The organism is Streptomyces sp. NPDC058274 (assembly GCF_042881375.1).
Lineage (GTDB): Bacteria > Actinomycetota > Actinomycetes > Streptomycetales > Streptomycetaceae > Streptomyces.
This window is the reverse complement of record NZ_JBHVXW010000009.1, coordinates 194,503-217,501: the sequence shown is the minus strand read 5'-3', so window position 1 is coordinate 217,501 and position 22,999 is coordinate 194,503. Positions and strand designations below refer to the sequence as shown.

At 69.5% G+C, this 22,999-nt stretch carries 12 protein-coding genes and 1 pseudogene; 6 read left to right on the top strand and 7 right to left on the bottom strand.

What is annotated here, in order from left to right; all coding sequences use genetic code 11:
• Positions 1 to 7: 7 nt before the first annotated feature.
• The gene (locus tag ACFVYF_RS20310) at positions 8 to 2,797 is read left to right on the top strand and encodes a SpoIIE family protein phosphatase (RefSeq protein WP_389457124.1); all 2,790 of its coding nucleotides are present in this window, start codon (positions 8 to 10) and stop codon (positions 2,795 to 2,797) included.
• Positions 2,798 to 2,857: 60 nt separating this feature from the next.
• On the opposite strand, the gene ACFVYF_RS20305 is transcribed toward ACFVYF_RS20310, so the two are convergent.
• Together ACFVYF_RS20305 and ACFVYF_RS20300 are read right to left on the bottom strand one after the other, a co-directional pair.
• Positions 2,858 to 4,498, bottom strand: a complete 1,641-nt coding sequence (locus tag ACFVYF_RS20305; RefSeq protein ID WP_389457122.1) for an MFS transporter — start codon at positions 4,496 to 4,498, stop codon at positions 2,858 to 2,860.
• A 199-nt stretch (positions 4,499 to 4,697) separates the two neighbouring features.
• Positions 4,698 to 8,993, bottom strand: coding sequence for a discoidin domain-containing protein (locus tag ACFVYF_RS20300; RefSeq protein ID WP_389457120.1), 4,296 nt, complete (start codon positions 8,991 to 8,993; stop codon positions 4,698 to 4,700).
• A gap of 299 nt (positions 8,994 to 9,292) precedes the next feature.
• Here ACFVYF_RS20300 and ACFVYF_RS20295 point away from each other — a divergent pair, with 299 nt between their 5' ends.
• Positions 9,293 to 10,768 carry a short-chain fatty acid transporter gene (locus tag ACFVYF_RS20295; RefSeq protein ID WP_389457118.1) on the top strand — a complete coding sequence of 492 codons (1,476 nt, stop codon included), beginning with the start codon at positions 9,293 to 9,295 and terminating at the stop codon, positions 10,766 to 10,768.
• Between the two features lie 57 nt (positions 10,769 to 10,825).
• On the opposite strand, the gene ACFVYF_RS20290 is transcribed toward ACFVYF_RS20295, so the two are convergent.
• The 3 genes and pseudogenes from ACFVYF_RS20290 to ACFVYF_RS20280 form a co-directional block, all read right to left on the bottom strand.
• Entirely contained in the window at positions 10,826 to 13,039 is a 2,214-nt protein-coding gene (locus ACFVYF_RS20290) for an MMPL family transporter (protein ID WP_389457117.1), read from the bottom strand.
• A gap of 197 nt (positions 13,040 to 13,236) precedes the next feature.
• The gene (locus ACFVYF_RS20285; protein ID WP_389457115.1) at positions 13,237 to 15,012 is read right to left on the bottom strand and encodes a coagulation factor 5/8 type domain-containing protein; all 1,776 of its coding nucleotides are present in this window, start codon (positions 15,010 to 15,012) and stop codon (positions 13,237 to 13,239) included.
• A 14-nt stretch (positions 15,013 to 15,026) separates the two neighbouring features.
• Positions 15,027 to 15,944, bottom strand: a pseudogene (locus ACFVYF_RS20280) (chitinase); the annotation flags it as partial.
• A 626-nt stretch (positions 15,945 to 16,570) separates the two neighbouring features.
• On the opposite strand from ACFVYF_RS20280, the gene ACFVYF_RS20275 reads away from it, so the two are divergent.
• Both ACFVYF_RS20275 and ACFVYF_RS20270 read left to right on the top strand, forming a co-directional pair.
• Positions 16,571 to 18,034: an FG-GAP-like repeat-containing protein gene (locus tag ACFVYF_RS20275; protein ID WP_389457113.1), complete on the top strand. Its 1,464-nt coding sequence runs from the start codon at positions 16,571 to 16,573 to the stop codon at positions 18,032 to 18,034.
• A 269-nt stretch (positions 18,035 to 18,303) separates the two neighbouring features.
• Entirely contained in the window at positions 18,304 to 19,350 is a 1,047-nt protein-coding gene (locus ACFVYF_RS20270; RefSeq protein WP_389457112.1) for an aldo/keto reductase, read from the top strand.
• A 124-nt stretch (positions 19,351 to 19,474) separates the two neighbouring features.
• Here ACFVYF_RS20270 and ACFVYF_RS20265 read toward each other — a convergent pair whose 3' ends face one another.
• Both ACFVYF_RS20265 and ACFVYF_RS20260 read right to left on the bottom strand, forming a co-directional pair.
• Positions 19,475 to 19,957 (bottom strand): VOC family protein, encoded by a 483-nt coding sequence (locus ACFVYF_RS20265; RefSeq protein WP_389457110.1) that lies wholly within the window; start codon positions 19,955 to 19,957, stop codon positions 19,475 to 19,477.
• Positions 19,958 to 20,064: 107 nt separating this feature from the next.
• Positions 20,065 to 20,694: an RBBP9/YdeN family alpha/beta hydrolase gene (locus tag ACFVYF_RS20260; RefSeq protein ID WP_389457108.1), complete on the bottom strand. Its 630-nt coding sequence runs from the start codon at positions 20,692 to 20,694 to the stop codon at positions 20,065 to 20,067.
• Positions 20,695 to 20,744: 50 nt separating this feature from the next.
• On the opposite strand from ACFVYF_RS20260, the gene ACFVYF_RS20255 reads away from it, so the two are divergent.
• Together ACFVYF_RS20255 and ACFVYF_RS20250 are read left to right on the top strand one after the other, a co-directional pair.
• Positions 20,745 to 21,725 (top strand): LysR substrate-binding domain-containing protein, encoded by a 981-nt coding sequence (locus ACFVYF_RS20255; protein ID WP_389457106.1) that lies wholly within the window; start codon positions 20,745 to 20,747, stop codon positions 21,723 to 21,725.
• Complete coding sequence (locus ACFVYF_RS20250; protein ID WP_389457104.1) at positions 21,722 to 22,942, top strand: epoxide hydrolase family protein; 1,221 nt, start codon at positions 21,722 to 21,724, stop codon at positions 22,940 to 22,942. The genes ACFVYF_RS20255 and ACFVYF_RS20250 overlap by 4 nt, the downstream gene beginning before the upstream one ends.
• Positions 22,943 to 22,999: the final 57 nt, after the last annotated feature.

Below are 22,999 nucleotides of genomic sequence, written 5' to 3'. Positions count from 1 at the left end.
TGGGCACATGGTCCGACTATTGGGTCGATCCTGGGCTCAGTCGACCCGCCGTCTCAGCGGTCTGCGCGCGCAGCGCAGGCGGGAGCGTGCGCGCCGAGGGCACGAGCAGCGGACACCGCACAGAGCGCTCGGCCTGGGGGCGCACGAGGGCGGTCCCCGGCGGCGGGGTGCCGGGCTGCGGTCGGCCCTGAGCGGGCGCAGCGTGGCCGGGCAGGTGTTCGTGCTGCAGGTGGCGATCGTGCTGCTGCTGGTCGTGTCCGCGGTCGTGGCCCTGGTGCTGCAGGTGCAGCACGACAGCACGCAGGAGGCCCGCAACCGCTCGCTCGCGGTCGCCGAGACGTTCGCCAGCGCGCCGGGAACCCGGGCAGCGCTGACCGTCTCCGATCCCACCGCCGTGCTGCAGCCGCAAGCCGAAGCCGCCCGCGTGGCGTCGAAGGTCGACTTCATCGTCGTCATGAACACCGACGGGATCCGCTACACCCACCCCAAGCCGGACCGGATCGGCAAGAAGTTCGTCGGCAACATCGCCCCCGCGTTGGCCGGGCACCCCCTCACCGAGGAGATCACGGGAACGATCGGTCCCCTGGTGCAGGCCGTGGTGCCCATCAAGGACCCCGACGGGAAGGTCGTGGGGCTGGTGTCGGCCGGTGTCACGACCGCGCACGTGGGCGGCGTCGCGGACCGCCAGCTGCCGCTGCTGCTGGCCGCCGCGGCGGCCGCACTCGCCCTGGCCCTCGGCGGTACGGCGCTGGTGAGCAGACGGCTCCTGCGCCAGACCCGCGGCCTCGGCCCGTACGAGATGACCCGGATGTACGAACACCACGACGCGGTGCTGCACGCCGTCCGCGAGGGCGTGATCATCATCGACGGCGAGGGGCGGCTGCTGCTCGCCAACGACGAGGCACACCGGCTGCTCGACCTGCCCGAGCACGCGGACGGGCGGCACGTCCTCGAGCTGGGCCTCGACGCGGAGACCGCCGAGCTGCTGGCCTCGGGACGCGTCGCCACGGACGAGGTGCACCTGGTCGGTGACCGGCTGCTGGCGATCAACCAGCGGCCCACGGATCTCCAGGGCGGCCCGTCCGGCAGCGTCGCGACCCTGCGTGACTCGACCGAACTGCGTGCGCTCTCCGGCCGGGCCGACGTGGCACGCGAACGACTCAAGCTCCTGTACGACGCCGGTGTGGGCATCGGGACGAGCCTGGACGTGACCCGTACCGCCGAGGAACTGGCCGAGGTGGCCGTCCCCCGGTTCGCGGACTTCGTCACCGTGGACCTGGTCGCCGCCGTCCTGAGCGGCGAGGAGCCGGAGTCGGTCGCCGACCTGCGCCGGGCGGCATCCATCGGCATCCGCAAGGACGCGCCGCTCTACCCGGTGGGCCAGGAGATCACCTTCGTCACCTCCTCGCCCCAGGCCCGCAGCCTCACCACCGGTCAGGCCCTCGTCGAGCCCGATCTGAGCAAGGCCCCGGGCTGGCTGGCCCAGGACCTGGAGCGGTCCGCTCAGGTGGTGGACTACGGAATCCACTCGCTGATCACCGTCCCACTGCGGGTCGGGAGCCTGGTCCTGGGCGTGGTCAACTTCTGGCGCTCCGAGAAGCCCGAGCCCTTCGACGTGGAGGAGGTGGCACTCGCCGAGGAGCTGGTCGCCCGCGCCGCGGTCTCCATCGACAACGCGCGCCGCTACACGCGCGAGCACAGCATGGCGGTGACGCTGCAGCGCAGTCTGCTCCCGCGCAGCCTGCCCGAGCAGAGCGCCCTGGACATCGCCTACCGCTACCTTCCGGCGCAGGCCGGAGTGGGCGGCGACTGGTTCGACGTACTGCCGCTGTCCGGGGCCCGGGTCGCCCTCGTCGTCGGCGACGTCGTCGGTCACGGGCTGCACGCAGCGGCCACGATGGGACGGCTGCGCACCGCGGTCCACAACTTCTCGGCGCTGGACCTGCCGCCCGACGAGCTCCTCTCGCTCCTGGACGAGCTGGTCGGCCGCATCGACCAGGACGAGTCGACGGAGGACACCAGCGCCACGATCACCGGCGCGACCTGCCTGTACGCCGTGTACGACCCGACCACCCGGCAGTGCACCGTCGCCCGCGCCGGTCATCCCGTGCCCGCGGTGGTCCGTCCCGACGGCAGCGTCGACTTCCCCGAGGTGCCCGCCGGTCCGCCGCTGGGGCTCGGGGGCCTGCCCTTCGAAACGGCCGATCTGGAACTGGCGGAGGGCAGCAGGCTGGTGCTCTACACCGACGGGCTCGTCGAGGACCGGGAGCGCGACATCGACGTCGGTCTCGAACTGCTGCGGGGCGCCCTGGCCGGGGCCGACCGGTCGCCCGAGGACACCTGCCGGGCCGTACTGGAGGCCCTGCTGCCGGCCCGGCAGAGCGACGACATCGCACTGATCGTCGCCCGCACACACGCGCTCGGTGCGGACCGGGTCGCCGAGTGGGAGGTGCGCTCCGACCCGGCGGCCGTCGGCGAGGTGCGCGCCTCGGTCACCCGGCAGCTGGCCGAGTGGGGACTGGACGACATGGACTTCACCACGGAACTGATCCTCAGCGAGCTGGTCACCAACGCGATCCGCTACGGCGGAGATCCCATCCATGTCCGCGTCCTGCGCGACCGGAGCCTGATCTGCGAGGTCTACGACAGCAGCAGCACCTCGCCCCATCTGCGGTACGCGGCCAGCACCGACGAGGGCGGACGCGGGCTGTTCCTGGTCGCCCAGATCGCCGAACGCTGGGGCACTCGCTACACCCCCGAAGGCAAGGTCATCTGGGCCGAGCAGCCGTTGCCCTGAGGCGTCGGGACACCTCTCGCGACGGGCGACAGGCTCGGCAGGGCGGTGGCAGCCGCACGATCACGGCCGGCCCGGTTCCTCGACTCGCGGCGGCGTTCCTGGAGCCTCTCCGGCCTGTCCCGACGTCTCCCCGGCAGGCTCCTCGGATGCCTCGCCTCCCGGTACGAGCGGGACTCCTCCTTGGAGGCGCTTCAGGTCGTCGGCGCGCACCTGGATGACGAAGAGGGCGATCAGCGCCGCCACGATGGCGAAGATCGCCGCGACGACGAACGCGCTCGAAATGCCCGAGGTCAGCACCTGGTCGCTCCAGGGCGACGGGAGCCGGCCGGTCTTGCGGAACTCCAGCCGCTGCGCCGGGGTGGCCTGCGCCATGAAGTCCCGGACCTGGTCGGTCGCCTCGCTGCGGCTGGCCGTGCCGAAGACGGTGACCAGCACGGACAGACCCAGTGAACCGCCCACCTGCTGCGTGGCATTGAGGATCCCCGAGGCCGCGCCCGCCTCCTGCGAAGCCACCCCGGACACCGCCATCAGTGTCAGGGACACGAACTGCAGACCCATGCCGAAGCCGAAGACCAGGATGGGGCCGAGGATGCTGCCCAGGTACGAGCTGTGGACATCGGTCAGCGTCAGCCAGCCGAGTCCCACGGCAGCGAGGATCGCACCCACCGCCATGAAGGGTTTGGGACCCCACTTGGGCAGCAGCTGCGAGGCGAAGCCCGCTCCCATCGCGATGATCACGCTCACCGGCAGGAAGGCGAGGCCGGCCCGCAGCGGACTGAAGCCCAGGATGTTCTGCACGAACAGGGTCAGGAAGAAGAACATCCCGAACATCGCCGCGGCCAGCATCAGCATCATGGCGTAGACGCCGGCGCGGTTGCGGTCGCGGAACATCCACAACGGAGTGATGGGCTGCTTCGACCGGCGCTCGACCAGGATGAACAGGGCGAGGAACACCACGGCCGCCAGGAACGCACCGACGGTCACGGGGTCGCTCCAGCCGTCCTCCGAGGCACGGATGAAGCCGTAGACGAGCAGCACCATGCCGAGGGTGGAGGTCAGCGCACCGAGGAGGTCGAAATGACCCGGGTGGCGCTCGGACTCCCGGATGTAGCGGGGCGTGGCGAGGACGATCAGCAGGCCGATGGGCACGTTGACGAAGAGGACCCAGCGCCAGTCGAGCCACTCCACGAGCAGCCCGCCCGCGAGCAGCCCGATCGCGCTGCCGCCCGCCGAGACGGCGGCGAACACGCCGAACGCCCGGTTGCGCTCGGGGCCTTCACGGAAGGTCGTGGTGATCAGCGACAGGGCGGTGGGCGAGGCGATGGCACCGCCGACGCCCTGCAGGGCGCGGGCCGCGAGCAAGTGCCAGGACTCCTGCGAGAGTCCGCCGAGCAGGGAGGCGAACACGAAGAGCAGGACACCGAAGACGAAGACACGGCGCCGGCCGAGGATGTCACCCAGCCGTCCGCCGAGCAGCAGCAGGCCGCCGAAGGTCAGGGTGTAGGCGTTGACCACCCAGGACAGGGACTCGGTCGAGAAGCCGAGCGAGGTCTGGATGTGCGGCAGGGCGATGTTCACGATGGTGATGTCGAGGACCACCATCAGCTGGCACGAGGCGATGACGAGGAGTGCGATTCCACTGCCCCGGCCCCGCTGCGGGGAGTCGGCAGTGTTCGAGGTTGTCGCGGGAGCACCCGTCATGAGATCGCCCTGCGTCGCAGGTCAGCAGTGAACACACGCGTTCACTACGGACCACGCTAAGCCGGGTGGCCCGGCCTCACCAATCGATCATGGCAGGGTGCCGGCCGGCGGTGCCGTGGGCCCGGCCCGCTGCCGTGTGGCCCGGATGACGGGAGCAATCCCGTCATCCGGGCCTGCCGGCCTCGGCGCACCCGGTGCGCTACGGCAGGTTGTTGATCTTGAACGTGGACGTCGTGTTCTTCACGTCCTGTGCGTTGTCGCTCATCTTCAGGTTGTGGAAGGTGACTTCACCGACGGCGGGACCCTGCCCGGCCTCCGGCATCTCGTTGGCCCACAGGCCGAACCCGGACTTGGCGTCGTAGGCGTCACCGCTCTTGTGCGCTCCGGTGATCGTCACGTCCGTGAGGATGGTGTCCTTGATCGGGAACTGTGGCTGTCCTCCCACGTAGTTGGTCTGGAACATGATGCCGCTGTACGTCGGATCGACGATGTCGACGTTGTTGATACGGATCCCCTGGAAGACCTTGGACGCGGAGAACAGCCAGATTCCCGGGAAGGTCTGCGCTCCCCAGAAGTGACCGCCCGCACGGACGATCGAGATGTTCTCCAAGGTTGTCGGATCCGTGCCGAAGCCGTTCATCGGGTAGCCGAAGTCCAGCGAACTCACGGTGATGCCCGAGTACACGAGCGTGTCGGCGATGTGGATGTTGCGGAAGGTGTTGTTGAAGCCGCCGTAGACGGCGATGCCCGCCGCGCGCCACGTCAGGATCGACGTGAGGTTCTCGTACACGTTGTTCTTCTCGTCGGCCCCGCCCGCGTCGATGGCGGAGAACAGCGCGAAGCTGTCGTCGCCGGTCGCCCGCGCCTCGTTGTTGACGACGTGGTTGTCCGTGCTGCCGTTGGTCATGTTGATGCCGTCGGCGAACAGGTCGCGGATCCGCGAGTTCTTGATGGTGATGCTGTCGGTGTTGGCGCCCCAGTAGAGGCACACCATGTGCTCGTTCCAGATGTTGTCGATGGTGATGTCGGAGACGTTGGAGAAGTCGAACACCTTGCCCGGCCCGTCGATACGGGAGGTGTAGTTCCCGAAGTAGGCGAAGTTCGTGAACGACGACCCCTTGGCGGCGGCCTCGGCCCGGAAGCCGATGTCGGTGTTCTCCTGCGACGACGGGGCGTGGAAGCGGGTGAACCAGGGACCGGCGCCGACGACCTGGACCGGCTTGCCGTACACCTGGAACTTGCTGGACGTCTCGTAGTCACCGGCCGGCAGATAGACGCCGACGAGCTTGCCCGTCGTGTCCATGCGCACCTTGTCGAGCGCGTTCTGCACGTCCTGCTGGCCGAATCCGGTCGGCACGACGTACGTCGCCGGGTCCGGGTTGGGCACCACCGTCGCCTGCTCCAGGCTCACGAAGTCGATCGCGTACTTGGAGTCGTTGGCAGCGTCCTTCTGGAGGCGGATCTTGCTGCCGGCCGGTACGGTCTGGCCGAGCATCAGGTTCGCCTCGTCGTAGATGTGCCGCGGGGAACCCGATCCCGGGGAGTTGCCCGGTCCGGTCTCCGCGCCGTACAGCCAGGCGTACTTGGACGTCAGGTCGATGGCCTTGAGGAACTTGCCGTCGACGTAGACGTTCAGGGTCGAGTTCGTGCCGCCGCCACCCGCGGAGTCGGGGATGGAGAACCGGGTCACCAGGGTGTTGGCGCTGGCCTTGGTGGTCCACTCCACGTAGTTGCCGGTGTTGTTGAGCGTGACGGCCTTGCGGCCCGAGGCCTCACCGGCGACGTCACCGATGGTCCGGTTGGGTCCGACGGTCTGGGCGCCGCCGCCCGCGGTGCCGTCCTCGGCCTCGTACATGTCGTACGGCATGTTGGCGCCGCGGCCCACGAACAGCGACTGCGAGCTGGTGTTGTTCCCGCGCTTGACCGGCAGTTCGTTCGCGTCGTCCGCGATGACGGTCTTCACGGTGAACTTGCCCTTGCCCGCGGTCCAGGTGCCGAGCTTGACCGGCGCGGTGGTGTCACCCGCCGCGATGGCACCGTCGTACGCACCCGTGAGGGTCTTGACGGTGGCGCCGGACGCGTCGAGCACGGTCAGCGTGATGCCGTGGCTGCCGCTCGCGGAGGCCACCGTGCCCTGGTTCTTCAGAGCGACGGAGAAGGTGACGGTGTTGCCCTCCGCGGGCGTGCTCGGCGACCAGCTGACCGGCGAGGCCACCAGGTCGGAGCTGGCGACGGGCTTGATGACGAGGGAGGTGGGGCTGGTGTAGGAGTTGTTGCCCTCGTTCTGTTCGATGACCTTGTTGCCCGGGTCCGCGACGGCACCGACCTGGTAGGTCCCCGCGTCGTGGGTGCCGATGTCGGCGGTGACCGTGGCCGAGGCCCCGGCCGCCAGCGCGCCGACGGCGGCGGTGCCCGCCTTCTTGCCGCCGAGCTGGAAATCGACGTCGGTGGCGTCCGACGCCTCCGTGCCCGAGTTGCGCACGGTCGCGGTCAGCTTCACGGCGTCCGACTCGACCGGACTGGCCGGAGCCGAGGTGATACCGGTGATCTGGAGGTCCGGGTTCGGGGCGGGCGTGCCCAGGACCTGGAACTCGGCGACCTGCCCGGCGGACGCGCCCGAGTTGGCGGTGAACACCAGCTGGACGTCCGCGATCCGGCTGGACACGGGGATGCGCACGGTGTTCCCGCTCGCCGGGTCGAAGGTGTAGTCCTTCGCGGCGACCAGGCTGGTGAACGCGGTGGCCTTCTGCTCGCGTCCGAGAACCTGGATCTTCTGCGTCCGGGTCGCCCAGGCGGCGTCCGGGTTGAGTTTGACGACGACGGTGTTGACGTCGGCGTTGGAGCCGAGCTTCACGGTCAGGCTGTTCGGGTAGGTCCCCGCGCCGCCTTCCCAGTAGGTGCTCGTCTTGTCGTCGTTGGCGTTCTCCGCCACGAACGTGTAGATCGTGGACGACGCCGTGATCGGCTTGCCCACCGCGAGGTTCGCGTCGTCGGTGGTGGAGCCGTTGCGGGTGACGGTGTTGCTGTTCGCCGACACGTTGCCCGCCGCGTCCTTGGCCCGCACGTAGTACGTGACCGTCGCCGATGTCGGCTGCGGGTCCGTGTAGGTCGTGGTCGTGCCGTCGACGCTCTTGCGCAGGGTGCCGTTGGCGTAGAGGTCGTAGCCGGTGACCTTCACGTTGTCGGTCGAGGCGCCCCAGGTGAGCTTGACCTGTCCGCTGGTGGCCTCCGTGAAGGCCAGAGTGGAGGGTGCGGTCGGTGCCTGGGTGTCGCCGGAGTCGCCCTTGCGGGTGACGGTGTTGCTGTTCGCCGATACGTTGCCCGCCGCGTCCTTGGCCCGGACGTAGTAGGCGACGGTCGCCGAGGCGGGCTGGGTGTCCGTGTACGTCGTGACGTCGTCGGCGACGGAGGTCCGCAGCTCACCATTGGCGTAGATGTCGTAGCCGGTCACCTTGACGTTGTCGGTGGCAGCCTTCCAGGTCAGCTTGATCTGGCCGGACGCCGGCTCCGTGTACGCCAGCTCGGTGGGCGCGGTCGGTGCCTGGGTGTCGCCGGTGGTCGGCCCGTACACCTCCAGCTCCGACAACTGCCCGGCCGGCTGGCCGGTGTTGGCGGTGACGAGCACCCGGACGTACCGCGTGGTCGTCGCGTTGAACGTCAGGGTCTGCGACTGGTCGTTCGCCGCGTTGAACTCATAGCCCTTCGAGGCGGTGATGTCGCTGAAGTCCGAACCGTTCGTGCTGCCCTGGAGCTTGAGCGTCTGGGTGCGTGCGCCCCAGCTCGCCGGCAGCCGCAGCACCACCCGGTCCACCCGCACCGACGAGCCCAGGTCGACCTGGACCCACTGCGGGAGCTCGCCGTTCTTGCTCTCCCAGTAGGTGGCCCGGTTGCCGTCACCGGCGTTCGCGGCCACATACGTCTGAGTGGCACTGCTCGCCGTGAACGGCTTGCCCGCGGCCAGGTTCCCCGAGGTGTCGGTCGCGCCGTGGACCTCCACCTCGGACAGCTGCGCGGCGGCCCAGCCGGTGTTCGCGGTGACGTTGATCCGTACGAAGCGCGTCTGGGTGGCCGGGAACGAGATGGTCACCGTGTTGCTCGCGCTCGGCGTGAAGGCGTACGACGCCGAGGACTTGATGGTGTCGAAGCTCGTGCCGTCGGCGCTGCCCTGCACGGCGAGGGTCTCGTTGCGGCTCTCCCAGGACGCCGGCAGCTTCAGCACCACCTCGTCCACCCGGGTGGAGGCGCCGAGATCCGCCTGCACCCACTGGGGGAAGTTCGCCCCCGAACTCTCCCAGTACGTACCGGCGTTGCCGTCCGTGATGTTGGGGGCGCCGTACTCGGCCTTGGAACTGGCGGCCGTGGCGCTCTTGCCCGCGGCGAGGTTCGGACCGCCGGCCGCTGTCGCGGTCTCGGTCAGCGCGGGGAGCCCTATGAGGGCGAGCGCCGCGGTGAGCAGAGCGGCCAGAAAGCGGCCTCTCCAGCGATGTCTGGTCATGCTTCTCCTGCCCTTGAAGGGGGGTCGCGTGGATGCGTGACAGGTACGAGAGAGTCATGGGTCGAGTTTTTGCGCTCAGTTGTTGCAGAGTTGCATGGTGATGTTGCTCAGTCCACAGTCTGTGCAGAGATAGTTGCTCGTCCCTGTTGACCGGGAGGCAAGGGGCGGCGCTGTCGCGCACGGGACCCCGGGGCACCGGATGGTTCACATGCATTGCGCTCCGGCTCCGGACCGCCCATGATCCTCAGCACCGCACACCTGGAACCTGAGGTTCAGCAACCACCCCTGGGAGGCAGCAGATGTCCACAGCGGCCCGGCAGAAACCGGACCCGGCACAGGGCGCGGACAACTGGCTGGCGCGTATGGCCCTGCGCTTCACGGCCTTCACCGAGAAGTGGCTGCCCGACGCCCTGGGCTTCGTGCTGGTGGGCACGTTCGCGGTGTTCGCGCTGGGTCTGGCGACCGGCGAGAAGCTGCTCGGCGCCCCGTCCGACCCCGCGGCGACCAGCGGCTACGGCCTCGTCGACGCCTGGGGGCAGGGCTTCTGGTCGCTCATCACCTTCACGCTCCAGATGGCGATGATCATCGTCGCGGGCTATGCCGTCGCCGTGTCCCCGCCGGTGGGCCGGCTCATCGCCCGCATCGCGCGCGTACCGGGCACCCCCCGTGGCGCCATCGCCTTCACCGCGGCCATCGCCATGGTGACCTCGTACCTGAACTGGGCCTTCAGCCTCATCTTCACGGCCATCCTCGCCAAGGAGATCGCCCGCCGCGTCCAGGGTGTGGACTACCGGGCACTCGGCGCGATGGCGTTCCTCGGCCTCGGCACGGTATGGGCCCAGGGCCTGTCGGGCTCGGCGGCGCTCCAGGTGGCGAGCCCCGCCTCCAGCCCTCCCGCCGTCCAGAAGGTCATCGCGGAGGGACGCGGCAGCGGTCTCATCCCGCTGACCGACACCATCTTCCTGTGGCAGGGCATCGCCGCCACCGCCATCGTGTTCGTCGTCGCCGTCGGCCTGGCCTGGTTCCTGTCGCCCTCGCCCCAACGCGCCAAGACGGCCGAGCAGTTGGGGATCGAGCTGGGTCCCGGTGTCGCCGAGAACCGCATCGAGACGCGGCGCAGCCGGCCCGGCGAGTGGATCGAGTACAGCCCGGTCTTCGCGATCCTGCTGTTCGCCCTCGGCGCGTGGTACCTGGCCCGGCACTTCGCCCGGGCCGAGGGCAACGCACTCAACGCCCTGGACCTGAACACCGTCAACCTGATCCTCATCCTGCTGGCGCTGATCCTGCACTGGCGGCCGGTGCGGCTGGCTCAGGCCTTCAAGGAGGGGACACCGGCCGCCTCCGGTGTGCTGCTCCAATTCCCGCTGTACGGCGGCATTTTCGGGATGATCGCCTTCACCGGCCTGAGCAAGACCATCGCCGGCTGGCTGGTCTCGGTGTCCAACGAGTTCTTCTATCCGGCGTTCATCGCCGTCTACAGCTGCGTCCTCGGCGTGTTCGTGCCCAGCGGCGGCAGCAAGTGGGTCATCGAGGCGCCGTACGTCCTGGACGCCGCCAACCAACTCCAGGTGCACCAGGGCTGGGTGGTCGTCGTCTACGACCTCGGCGAGGCCAGCGCCAATCTGCTCCAGCCGTTCTGGATGCTGCCCACGCTGACCATCCTGGGCCTGAAGGCGCGGGACATCATGGGGTACACCTTCGCCATGTTCCTGGTGCTGTTCCCCCTGGTGCTGGTCCTCGTCACGCTCCTCGCCCGCACGCTCGCCTTCCCCTGACGGGGACGAGCGTTCCCTGACCTGGGCGGGAGTGAACGGGCGCGCCCGCCGGCGTTCTCAGCGGACGGGCGTCCGCTCGTCCGCCGGCGGGGTGGACTCGCTCCCGCCGAACTGATGCTGCAGTCGGTCGCCCTCGATGTCCAGGTCGGGCACGTACTTGGCGAACCACCTCGGGTGGTACCAGATCTTCGCGCGGATGATCGCCATGAAGGCGGGCACCAGGGTGAGCCGGACCACGAAGGCGTCCAGGAGGACACCGACGGCGAAGCTGAAGCCGATCGCCTTGACGGTCGGGTCGTCGGTGAACATGAAGGCCACGAAGATACTGAACATGATCAGCGCGGCCGCGGTCACCACACGCGCGGACAGGCCAGTGCCCCGCTCCACTGCCTTGAGGGCGTCCCCGTGCTTGGTGTAGTCCTCCTTGATGCGGGAGACGACGAACACCTCGTAGTCGCTGGAGAGACCGAAGATGATCGCGAGCATCAGGATCGGCAGGAAGCTGATGGTCTCGCTCGGCGGGATGCCGAACAGCCGCTCGCCCCAACCCCACTGGAACACCGCGACCTGGGCGCCGAAGGCCGCGAACACCGACAGCAGGAATCCGATGATCGACTTGATCGGGATCAGGATCGTCCGGAAAGCCAGGGTCAGCAGGATGAACGCCAGGCCGACCACGACGACGAGGAACACCGGCAGCGCCGAGGAGAGCTTGCTCGACACATCGATGTTGGAGGCGGTCGTGCCGCCCACCAGGATCGTGGCACCCGTGTCTCCCGCGACCGTGGACCGCTCGTCCCGGATCCGGTTCACGAGGTGGTTGGTGTCCTGGTCGTTGGGGCCGGTGGTGGGGATCACCCGGATGACGGTGACGTCGTTGCCGGCCGCCATGGGCGCGGCGGACACCACGCCGGGGATCTTGGCCAGTTCGGCGGTGATCGGGGCCGCCGCGTCGGCGTTGGGGACCCCGTCGGCGACCACCAGGAGTGCGGCGTTGAAGCCCGCGCCGAAGTTGTCGGTGGTCAGGTCGTAGGCCTTGCGCGCGGTGTTCTTCTTCGGCTGCGACGATCCGCTGGGCAGTCCCAGTTCCATCTTGGTCACGGGCGCGGCGAGTACGAGGAGGACGGCGATCCCGGCGATCAGGAGCGGCACCCTGAAGCGCACCACGAACCGTGCCCAGGCGGCTCCGAAGGTGCGCTCCGGCTCGGTCGCGGCGATCTGGGCGACGTTCTCGTGGTGGCCCGGGCGCAGTGGCGTACTGATGAACCTCGCCACCTTGTTCCCGGCGAAACCCAGCATCGCGGGCATCAGGGTCAGCGCGATCAGCAGGGCCACCAGCACCGCGCCCGCGGCGGCGAGGCCCATCACGGTCAGGAAGGGGATACCGACGACCGAGAGCCCGCACAGCGCGATCATCACCGTCAGCGCGGCGAAGACCACCGAGCTGCCCGAGGTGCCGGCGGCCAGCGCCACTGAGTCCTCGATGCTCATGCCGGTGAGCAGGTTGTTGCGGTGCCGGGCCAGGATGAACAGCCCGTAGTCGATGCCGCAGGACAGACCGAGCATCGTCGCCACGGTCGTCGAGGTCGAGGCGATGGTCATGACGGATGCCAGCGCGCTGATGCTCATCAGGGTGACGACGATGCCGATGATCGCGGTGAGGATCGGCAGTCCGGCGGCGACCAGCGCGCCGAAGGTGATGGTCAGGATCACGAAGGCGACGAGGATGCCGACCATCTCCGGCACCTCGGAGATCTTCAGCTGCCAGCCGGGGTAGACGCTGCCGGAGTACTCGACCTCCACGCCGGCGTCCTGCGCCGGAACGACGGCTGCCTTCACCGCGTCCAGCGTCGATGTCTTCACATCGCTCGGCTGAGCGGTGAACTGCACCGAGCCGAGAGCGACATGGCCGTTCTTGGAGATGGACTTCGCCTGGAAGGGGTCGGTGACCAGGCCCACCTGTGGCACCGTCTTCAGGTTCTTGACCGCGGCCTCGATGCCGGCCTTGTAGGACGGGTCGGTGACCTTGGTGCTCCCGTGGGTCGCGAACACGACCTGGGTCTGGCCACCGCTCAGCGCGGGCAGCTTCTTCTTGAGCACATTGGTCGCCTGCTGCGACTCGGTTCCGGGGACCGTGAAGGTGTTGTCGGTCTTGCCGCCGCCCACGACCGAGAGGGTGATCGCCACGGCGGCGGCGAGGATCCACACGGCGAGCACCGCGCGCCGGCGTCGGAACGCCCAGCGGGCGAGGCGGAACAGGTAGACGGACACGAGTTCTCCCGGACTGATTGGATCAGCCGTCGGCCGATGGCGGGCAGCCCAGAGTGCGCTGTCCCCCCACTGTCGGCTCGCCAGGGGCGGGCCGCGAGAAGAGTGGGCCGTTCGGGTGACGACGGCCGGGCCGACAGGCCTTGAACAGCCTGCCGACCCGGCCTCGCATCAATCTGGAGTCGTCAATTCACGTGAATTCAGGGGTAGTTGACGAGATTCGCCACGTTGTTCGACGAGTTCGACGGGCCTCCGGTGCCGTTGATGACATGGCTGATCGTGCCGGTGCCGCCGAGTGACACGGTGACCATGTCGTGGAACAGAACGCCGGCCGTGTTGGGCGCCTCGATGGCGTGCTCGGCGGTCACGGCGTTGTTGGCACTGAAGAAGCAGTAGCTGCCCAGTCCCCATGCCTCGTGGTGCTGTACGGAGTCGGCGACCTTGTAGGCGTCGTAGCCCTTGGTGGAGCCGTTCATCCAGGCGTCCTGGTTGGGCGGGTCGTAGGGCATCTCGTTCTGGTAGAAGTACGTGCGTCCGTTCTCGCCGTTCCAGATGGTCTGGTGCTTCTGGTAGTGCTCGACGAACAGGCCGTACATGGTGACGTCGTCACCGTTGATGACGAGTCCGGTGTCGGCCGTGTTGGTGTTCCAGCCGACACCGTCACCGTGGTCCGCCCGCCAGATCCAGGTGTGGTCGCCGATCACGTCGGAGCTGTTGACCACCAGGCTCTGTGTGGCCTTGCCGACTCCGGCACCGCCCACCCGGAAGAACACGTCGTGCAGGGACGTCGGATCGGCGGCGTGCGAGGCGGACGCGCCCTTCGGGCCGAGCTCCACCAGTGTGTCGGAGTTCTGCGTGCCCGCGTCGATGAGCAGCCCGGCGAGGTTGACGCCGTCGACATCGGCCACGGACATCGCCGTGACCCCGTTGTCCGGTACGAGAGTGGCCAGACCCAGGCCCAGGACGACGGTGTCGGCCTTCGTCACCTTCAGCGTCTGGTCGAGGTGGTAGACACCCGGGGTGACCAGCAGATGCTTGCCCGCGTCCAGGGCCGCGTTCATCTCGGTGGCGGTGGCGCCGGGCTTGGCGATGAAGAAGTCGTCCAGGGGGATCGACTTGCCCTCGGGCGTGCCGGACGACCAGGACGTACCGCTCGTGTCCTTGCGCAGCGCGGGCACGAACACCTGGTAGGCGCCCTCGTCGTCGATGTACAGGAACGGCTTCTCGCGGGAGACGGGCGTCTGGCCGACCGTGGTGTACGGCGGACTGGGGAAGCTGTTGGAGGGGGCGTTCTTGTCGCCGACGAACACCATGTTCCAGTTGGAGCCGGTCCAGCTGCCCCATTCCGAGTTGCGGGACAGCCACTGCTGCTGCGAGCCGGACTTGACCTGTCCGTCGATCTTGCTGTCGGCGAGCAGGCCACCGCTGGACCAGCCGCCGTCGTCGAGCTGCAGGTCGCCCTTCAGATGGATACGGCGGTAGGGAGCGGCCTGCGAAACCGCCCAACGGTCCGACCCACCGGTCGGGTTGACGGAGAGGTTCTCCGCCGACCGCCAGAAGTTCTGCGTGGCGTTGCCCTGGAACCAGTCCGCCTCGGCGTGCACCGCACCGTTGATGGTGACGTCGTCGGGGGACAGACCGAGCCCGGCGACCTGGGTGTAGAAGCCGACGTTGGCGTCTGCGTCGTACGAGCCGGGCTTGAAGAGGAGCGCCTGGCGGGCCGTGCCGAACTGGTTGCTCTCCTGCTTGCTGAAGACCGAGTCGAGCTTGCTCTGGATGTCGCTCGCGGACATCGAGGGGTCGAAGATCTGGACGTTGGGGCCGAGGTCGGGTTCGGCCGGGGCGGCGCCGGCGCTCTGCACGGCGAGCGCCGCGGTGCCCGCCCCCGCGACGACGGCCATCGCCAGGGCGATGCGCGTGGCGCGACGGCCCCTGCGATGTCCGGTGCTGCGCCCGGCACTCTTGCTGAAGATCATGGTCGTACTCCCCCTCATCCCGTGAACCGGGCGAAGATGCCGGTGAACTGCCAGGGATCCTGGTCGACTCCGGAACAGGTGTCGTCGTTCGGGTAGTTGCCCGGGCAGGGGCGGTCGCGGTTGACGGACCAGAAGGCGAGCCGTGCCAGGTGGTGCTCGTTCGCGTAGGCGAGGATCGTCTCGAAGTCCTTTGTGGTGACGGTCTCGTCGACGTCGGTGATGCCGTTCATCGAGGAGAGGCCGCTGTGCCGGTAGGCCTCGTCGTCGCTGTAGCCGTAGGCGCTCTTGACCGCGTTCTTCAGTCCGTCGGTGGCCTGCTCGGTGAGCTGCCCCATGTCCTGCCCGGCGCCGCCGAAGTCGAACGGCATGATCGTCCAGCCGTCCACCTCCAGGCCGGAGTCGGCGGCACGGCCGATCAGGGAGTCGTCGGGGCCGCTCTGGTCGCTGGGGAAGGTGACGTAGGTGACGAGCCCGGGGTTGTCGGCCTTGACCTGCTTCAGCGCGTCGACGGTCTTCTGCTGGGTGGCGGGGTCGTTGTACGCGTCGCCCTCGATGTCGATGTCGATCGCCTTGAGGCCGTAGGCGTCGATGACCTTCTGGTAGGCGCCCGCCAGCGCGGTGGCGTCGGCGCAGGACTGCTCCAGCTTGGCGCCGCTCGCTCCGCCGAAGGACGGGACGACGTCGCCTCCCTTGGCGCGGATCGCGTTCACGGTCCGTTCGTCGGCTCCGCCGGCGAGGGGGCGGCTGCCGTCCCACTGCGGGGAGCAGCCACCGGCGTCGAGGACGAACGCGAGGGTGAACCAGCTGACGCCGGTGGCGTCCATGACCTCGGCCGGGTCGGGGGGACTGCCCCAGCCGTTGTAGAGATAGGGCGCGACCGCCGTGGGGGCGGCGGCCGGTGCCTGGTCGGATCCGTCGGCCCAGGCCGCGGCGCTGGTGGCGGTCGCGGCGGCCGCGATCGCCACGGCGAGGGCGGTCCGGCGTCCGCGGCGGCGTAGCCGATGGCGCGGGATGTCGGTACGTCCGCCCGGTTGGCGGACGACGGGGTTCGTGCGGTGACTCATGTGGGGGGAATGCCTTCCTGAACACGCGCGGGCGAGACGGCGTGTGCCCGTCGGCAGAGCGCCGGCGCAGCCCGCGGCTGCAGCGTCCGGCCGGAAGGTCACGGCCGGTCTCAGTGCGCCATGTTTCGGGACTTGAAGGCGTTCAGTCAATAGGTCCGCACCATTGAACATCACTGTGACGCAAGGGAGTTGCTTTTCTTCAGAGAGTGAAGGGGAAAGCGACCGAGGCATGCGCATGTGCTCGAATCGTGAAGGCATGCCCGCTCCTTCCCGGCTCGACCGGCCGTGGGCAGTGCCCTGTCGTCACGGAATCGCCGCCGCTGTCACAGCCGTGTCACAGGCCCCTCCGATCGGCCCCCGGGAGCACAACCCCGGACCGGGGTGCCGTGTCAGATCCCACGCCACGGACAAGAAGCCGTACTCAGGCCAACCCCGTCGGTTCGCTCGTATCCACACGGCTGCGCGTCAACGCGGCTTCATACAGGGGGACTTCCTTGCGCTCGACATACCTCGCCGCCCTGGTGGCCGGCGTACTCGCCACCACCGGCACCGCTGTCCTCGCCGGCAGCACCTCCGCGGTGGCCGCCCCGCGCGCCGCCGTGGCGCACGACGACTTCAACGGGGACGGCTACCCGGATCTGGTGACCGCTGCGCCCAAGGCGGCCGTGGGCGGCAAGGCGGGGGCCGGTTTCGTGTCCGTGCTCTACGGCTCGTCCTCGGGCATCGACACCGCTCGCAAGGTGGTCCTCACCCAGAGTTCGGCCGGTGTGCCCGGCACCCCCGAGTCCGGTGACGCCTTCGGCGCATCCGTCGCCTCCGCGGACCTCGACGGCGACGGCTACGCCGACCTGGCCATCGGCGTTCCCGGCGAGGACATCGACTCGGCGACGGACGCCGGCGGCATCACCGTCGTCTGGGGCTCGGCCGGCGGACTCACCGGCACGAGCAGCTGGCTGCAGAGCAACACCGTGGGCACGCCCAGCGCGAACGAGGCGTTCGGGACCGGGCTCACCGCGGCCGACGTCGACGCCGACGGGCACCAGGAACTGGCTCACGTCAACGGAACGGACTCCGTGTACGTGCACGACTTCGCCGGCTCCCGCACACCCGCGAACCCCGAGCAGCTGTACGGCATCCCGACGGAGGACGGTTTCAAGCCCACCGGCCTGACCGGCGCCGACTACGACAAGAACGGTTACGCCGACCTCGTCGTCACCGGGACCCAGCCGTCGCTGGAACAGGTCGAGAACCGTTCGGTACTGCTGCGCAGCGACCGGGACGGACTCATCCTGGACCGCACGTTCGACGGTGGCTCGGTCGGGACCTCCGGTGACATCAACAAGGACGGTTACCCCGACCTCGTACTCGGCGCCCCCCGCGTGCTGGAGCACGGCGAGTGGGACCTGTCCGGGGGCTCCGTCCAGGTGCGTTACGGCAGCAACCTCGGCCTCTTCGGAACCAACGGTGAGGAGCCCGTGACCGTCTTCCAGCAGGGGCAGAACGGCGTCCCCGGCGTCGACGAGCTCGGCGACGACTTCGGCGGCGACGTGAGTCTCGGCGACGTCAACGGCGACGGCTACCTCGATCTGGCCATCGGTTCACAGGGCGAGGGCATCGGTGACCTCGCGGACGCCGGCGCGGTGTGGCTGCTGCGCGGCTCGGCACGAGGGGTGACCTCGGCCGGCGTGCAGAACGTCAACCAGGACACGGCCGGCGTGCCCGGGGCGGCCGAGCAGGGCGACTTCTTCGGTGCGCAGGCCCGTCTCATCGACTCCGACCGCGACGGTCACGCCGAGCTCGTCACCACGGCCCCGGACGAGAACGTCGACGAGGGCTTCGCCTGGGTCCTCGACGGAACCTCCTCGGGGCTGACCACCAGCGGCTCCTGGTCCTTCGGCGCCGCCGCACTCGCCGCGCCGCAGGACAACGCCCACTTCGGATCGACCGTCGCCAAGTGAGGCACGGCGGGTCCGGATCTCCGGCCGGGGCGGCGTCGGGCGACTGACCGACGTCCGGTCACACGTCGCTCGGCCGGGGCGGAGGCCCGCACGCGTCCGCCGTACGTCTGTCTCAGCCGTTGAGGCCGGCCTCGCGCATGAATCGGCCCGGGAAGCCCCTGACGCTTCCCGGGCCGTGGCGTGTCTCCCGGCCGCGCGGGTATCCGCGTGGCTGGCGAGGACCGTGATGCCGGGGTGCAATGGATTGCGCACCGACTTGGAGGACGACGATGGAGTACCGACTGCTCGGCCGGTCCGGACTGCGGGTCTCGACGCTCGCCATGGGCACGATGACCTTCGGTGGCAGCGCCGCCTTCGGCGACGTCGGCCACACCGACGTGGCCGGTGCCCGGCGGCAGATCGACATGTGCCTCGACGCGGGCGTGAACCTCGTCGACACCGCCAACATGTACTCGGCCGGTGCCGCCGAGGAGATCCTCGGCCAGGCCATCGGGAGCAACCGCGACCGGCTGCTGATCTCTTCGAAGGTCCGGATGCCCATGGGCGAAGGACCGAACGACGAGGGCCTGTCCCGCCACCACATCCGGGACCAGGTCGAGGGCAGCCTGCGCCGGCTGAACACCGACCACCTGGACATCTACCACGTGCACGAGTGGGACGGGCTGACCCCGCTCGAGGAGACCCTGGAGACCCTCGACACGCTCGTGCGCTCGGGCAAGGTCCGCTATCTCGGCGTCTCGAACTACTCGGGCTGGCAGCTGATGAAGGCGCTGGCCGTCGCCGACGCGCACGGCTACCAGCGGTTCGTGAGCAACCAGATCTACTACTCGCTGGAGTCGCGCGACGCCGAGTACGAGCTCGTCCCGCTCTCCCTCGACCAGGGCCTCGGCATCATGGTGTGGAGCCCGCTGGCGGGCGGGCTGCTCTCCGGCAAGTACCGCCGCGGACAGCAGGCGAGCGACGGCCGGCACCTCACCGACTGGAACGAGCCGCCCGTGCGCGACGAGGACAAGCTCTACGACACCATCGAGACCGTCGTCGACATCGCCTCGGCGCACAGTGCCTCACCCGCGCAGATCTCCCTCGCCTACCTGCTCGCGAAGCCCGCCGTGACCTCCGTGATCATCGGCGCGCGCAAGGACGAACAGCTGGCCGACAACCTCGGCACCGCGGAGGTGACGCTGACCTCGGAGGACATCGACCGCCTCGACAAGGTCAGCGCGCCCGAGCTCATCTACCCCCACTGGCACCAGTCGCGTCTCGCGGCGTCACGCTTCGGCGCACCGGACCTCGCCCTGCACCGCCCGGCCCGGTAGGAAACCGCGAGCCACCGGCCGGGCTGCCGCGCCCCGTTGGCACCCCCTTGGCCCTGATCCTCGACGAGGTCGCCTCCGCCCTCGTACCCCGGCCGGAGGCGCTCGTCCAGCGGGCGCCGGCCCGCTACTCGCCCGCGTACGCCTTCTCCAGTGCGGCGATGTCGAGCTTGCCCATCGACAGCATCGCCTGTGTCGCGCGGGCCGCCTTCTCCTGGTCCGGGTCGGTGACCATGTCGATCAGCCGGGACGGGACGACCTGCCAGGACAGTCCGAACCTGTCCTTCAGCCATCCGCAGGGACCGCCTTCGCCGCCGCCGTCGGTGAGGCGGTTCCAGTAGTGGTCGACTTCGCTCTGGTCGTCGCAGAAGATCTGGAAGGAGACGGCCTCGGTGAAGGTGAACTGCGGGCCCCCGTTCAGCGCGACGAACTTCTGGCCGTTGGCGACGAACTCGACGGTCAGCACGGAGCCGGCCGGTCCGGGACCGGCGTCGGTGGTGCGGCCGACCCGGCCGAGCCGGGAGTTCTTGAAGACCGAGACGTAGAAGTCGGCCGCTTCCTCGGCCTGGCCGTCGAACCACAGGCAGGTGGTGAATCCTTCGCTGGACATGCGGTACCTCCTAGGCGGGAACGTCTTCACCTCTGTCGACCGATCCTCGTCCGGAAACTCATCGGTGGCGCGCGCGGATACTTCGCGATTCCGTCGGGCGCCGTACGTCAGGGTCCGGGGCGCCGATCAGTCGCCCTCGCGGTGCGTGCCGTGATCCGTACGGCGGGGTCCAGGCACCAGTCGAGGACCGACGGCCAGGCGCCGTATCCCGCGGGGAGGTCCAGATGGGCGCCTCCGGGGACGACGTCGGTGTCGAGGGCGAGCGGCAGGCCGTACCGCCCGGCCGCGCCGCCCGGGCAGTACGGGTCGTCGTCGCCCGCCACCAGCCGGGTCAGGCCGGCCGCCGCGGCGACCTGGGCCGCCGTGACCTCGGGCCGGGCGAATGCGGCGACCTCGCGGTAACGGTCGAGCACCTCGTCGGACGGAGGCGCGACCAGCAGGACCCGCTCGGCGCGGACTCCCCCGCCGGCCACCGCGTGCAGCCAGAGCTGTACGGCCAGGCTGTGGCAGACGACCACCCGCTCGTGCCCCGGTCCTGCGGGCTGTGCGGCGAGCAGGGCGTGGCACCGCTCCAGCCAGACGTCCAGGTCCGGATCGTCGGGATCGGGGAGCTGAGGGTAGGTCACATGCTCGCCGCGGGCGGTCAGTTGATCTGCCAGCCAGTGCTGCCAGTGGTCCTTTGGGCGGTGGTTCTGCCAGCCGTGCAGGATCAGAAAGGAACGTGAGGTCGCGGTCATGGTGCGATCGTCGGCCGCTGCGGGACAGCAGGTCCAGTTAATGTTTGTGGATGGAACAGGTAAGCGGAAGCTTCAGTATTGATCTCCGGAGGCTCGGTGCGCTGCGCGAGCTGGACCGCCGGGGCAGTCTGGCGAAGGCCGCGCAGGCCATGCATCTGACGCCGTCCGCGGTCTCCCAGCAAGTGGCCGCGCTCTCCCGTGAACTGGGCGTCCCGCTGCTCGAGCGGCACGGCCGGGGCGTCCGCCTGACCGGACAGGCCCGGGTGGTGCTCCAGCACGCGGACGTCATCGCCACCCAACTGGAGCGCGCCCGCGCCGACCTCGCGGCCTGGAGCGACGGGCGGCGCGGCACGCTGACCATCGGGGCGTTCTCCAGCGCGATCTCCGGACTGCTGCCCGCCGCCCTGGCCGACCTGGCGCGGATGTGTCCCGACATCGACGTGGCCGTGGTGGAGGCCGAACCGCCCGACCTGTTCACCCGCCTCGACGCGGGCGAGGTCGACGTGGCGGTGGCCGTGGACTTCGCCGCCGCGCCCCCGTTCACCGACCGCCGCTACGCGCGCACCGCTCTCCTGGCCGACGTCCTGGACGTCGCGCTGCCCGCCACCCATCGCCTCGCCGGGCTGGACCGCATCCCGCTGCGGGAACTGGCCGCGGATCCCTGGATCGTCGGGGACGCGCACAGTTGCTGCGGGGCGGTGACCCGCTCGGTGTGTGCGGCCGGCGGGTTCACGCCGGAGATCCGGCACGCGGTGAACGACTGGCAGTCACTGGCCGCTCTCGTCGAGGCGGGCGCGGGCGTGGCACTCGTACCGCGGCTGGTGCAGCCCCTGCACCGTCCGGGTCTCGTGGTGCGCGCACCCGAGGGACACCCGCCGAGCCGTCATGTCTTCGCGGCGGTCCGGTCGGGCGCGGAGCACGACCCGGTACTGGCCGCCGTGCTGGCCCAGCTCACCGCGGCGGGCGAGGCGGCCACCAGGAAATTCATGGCGCCCGTTGGACCGGGCAGGGATAGCATCCGCGCCATATGAGCACCTCAGCACCGGACGCCTCGCGCTCCCTTCAGCCCTTTCGCATCGACATTCCCGACGGCGACCTGGACGACCTGCGTCAGCGGCTCGACCGGACCCGGTGGCCGGACGAACTGCCCGGCGTGGGCTGGGCCTACGGAGTCCCGCGTGACTACCTGCGGGAGCTCGTCCACTACTGGCGCCACGACTACGACTGGCGGGCGGCCGAGGCACGGCTCAACGAATGGCCGCAGTTCACCACGGAGATCGACGGCGCGACCGTGCATTTCGCCCACATCCGCTCTCCGGAACCGGACGCGACCCCCTTGATCATCACGCACGGCTGGCCCGGTTCGATCGTCGAATTCCAGGAGGTCGCGGGGCCGTTGACGAACCCGCGGGCGCACGGCGGCGACCCCGCCGACGCCTTCCATCTGGTGGTACCGAGCATTCCCGGTTTCGGCTTCTCCGGCCCCACCCGGGAGACCGGCTGGGAATTCCACCGGGTGGCCGCCGCGTTCGCCGAGCTGATGCGGCGCCTGGGATATCGGCGCTACGGCGCACAGGGCGGCGACTGGGGCGCCGCCATCGCCCGCGAGCTGGGCCGTATCGGCACCGAAGAGGTCATCGGCGTCCATCTGAACCTGCTGCCCAGCGGCTCCGCGACCAGCGAACCGAGCGCCGACGAACTCGCAGCGCTGAGCCCGCGGGAACGCGAGCGCACGCTCGCCTCGTGGCGGCGCGGGCAGAAATGGGCCCGCGACGAACAGGGTTACGCCGACATCCAGTCCACCCGGCCGCAGACCCTCGCCTACGCGCTCACGGACTCCCCCGTCGGCCAACTCGCCTGGATCGCCGAGAAGTTCAAGCAGTGGACGGGTGCGCCCGAGCGCCCGGAGGACGCCGTCGACCGGGACCAGCTGCTCACCAACGTGATGCTGTACTGGCTGACCGGTACGGCGGGTTCGTCGGCCCGCATCTACTACGAGCGCGCCCACGCGGCCTATTGGGGTGAGCCTCCGCAGCCCTCCACCGTCCCGACCGCACTCGCCGTCTTTCCCCACGACAACTTCGTACCGCTGCGGCATGTCGCCGACCGGACCAACACCATCGTGCGCTGGACGGAATTCGACCGGGGCGGGCATTTCCCCGCGATGGAGGAGCCCGAGCTGCTGGTCGCCGATGTGCGGGCCTTCTTCCGGGACCTGCGCGACAGGGCGTCCGTTCCGAATCCCTGAGGCCCTCTGCTCGTGGCGAATCTGCTGCGGGCCGAGAAACACGTTCCGGTGCTCCTT

Coding starts and splice junctions, on each gene's coding strand:
- ACFVYF_RS20310 (WP_389457124.1), top strand. CDS start 8: ATGGTCCGACTATTGGGTCGATCCTGGGCTCAGTCGACCCGCCGTCTC.
- ACFVYF_RS20305 (WP_389457122.1), bottom strand. CDS start 4,498: ATGACGGGTGCTCCCGCGACAACCTCGAACACTGCCGACTCCCCGCAG.
- ACFVYF_RS20300 (WP_389457120.1), bottom strand. CDS start 8,993: ATGACCAGACATCGCTGGAGAGGCCGCTTTCTGGCCGCTCTGCTCACC.
- ACFVYF_RS20295 (WP_389457118.1), top strand. CDS start 9,293: ATGTCCACAGCGGCCCGGCAGAAACCGGACCCGGCACAGGGCGCGGAC.
- ACFVYF_RS20285 (WP_389457115.1), bottom strand. CDS start 15,012: ATGATCTTCAGCAAGAGTGCCGGGCGCAGCACCGGACATCGCAGGGGC.
- ACFVYF_RS20270 (WP_389457112.1), top strand. CDS start 18,304: ATGGAGTACCGACTGCTCGGCCGGTCCGGACTGCGGGTCTCGACGCTC.
- ACFVYF_RS20265 (WP_389457110.1), bottom strand. CDS start 19,957: ATGTCCAGCGAAGGATTCACCACCTGCCTGTGGTTCGACGGCCAGGCC.
- ACFVYF_RS20260 (WP_389457108.1), bottom strand. CDS start 20,694: ATGACCGCGACCTCACGTTCCTTTCTGATCCTGCACGGCTGGCAGAAC.
- ACFVYF_RS20255 (WP_389457106.1), top strand. CDS start 20,745: ATGGAACAGGTAAGCGGAAGCTTCAGTATTGATCTCCGGAGGCTCGGT.
- ACFVYF_RS20250 (WP_389457104.1), top strand. CDS start 21,722: ATGAGCACCTCAGCACCGGACGCCTCGCGCTCCCTTCAGCCCTTTCGC.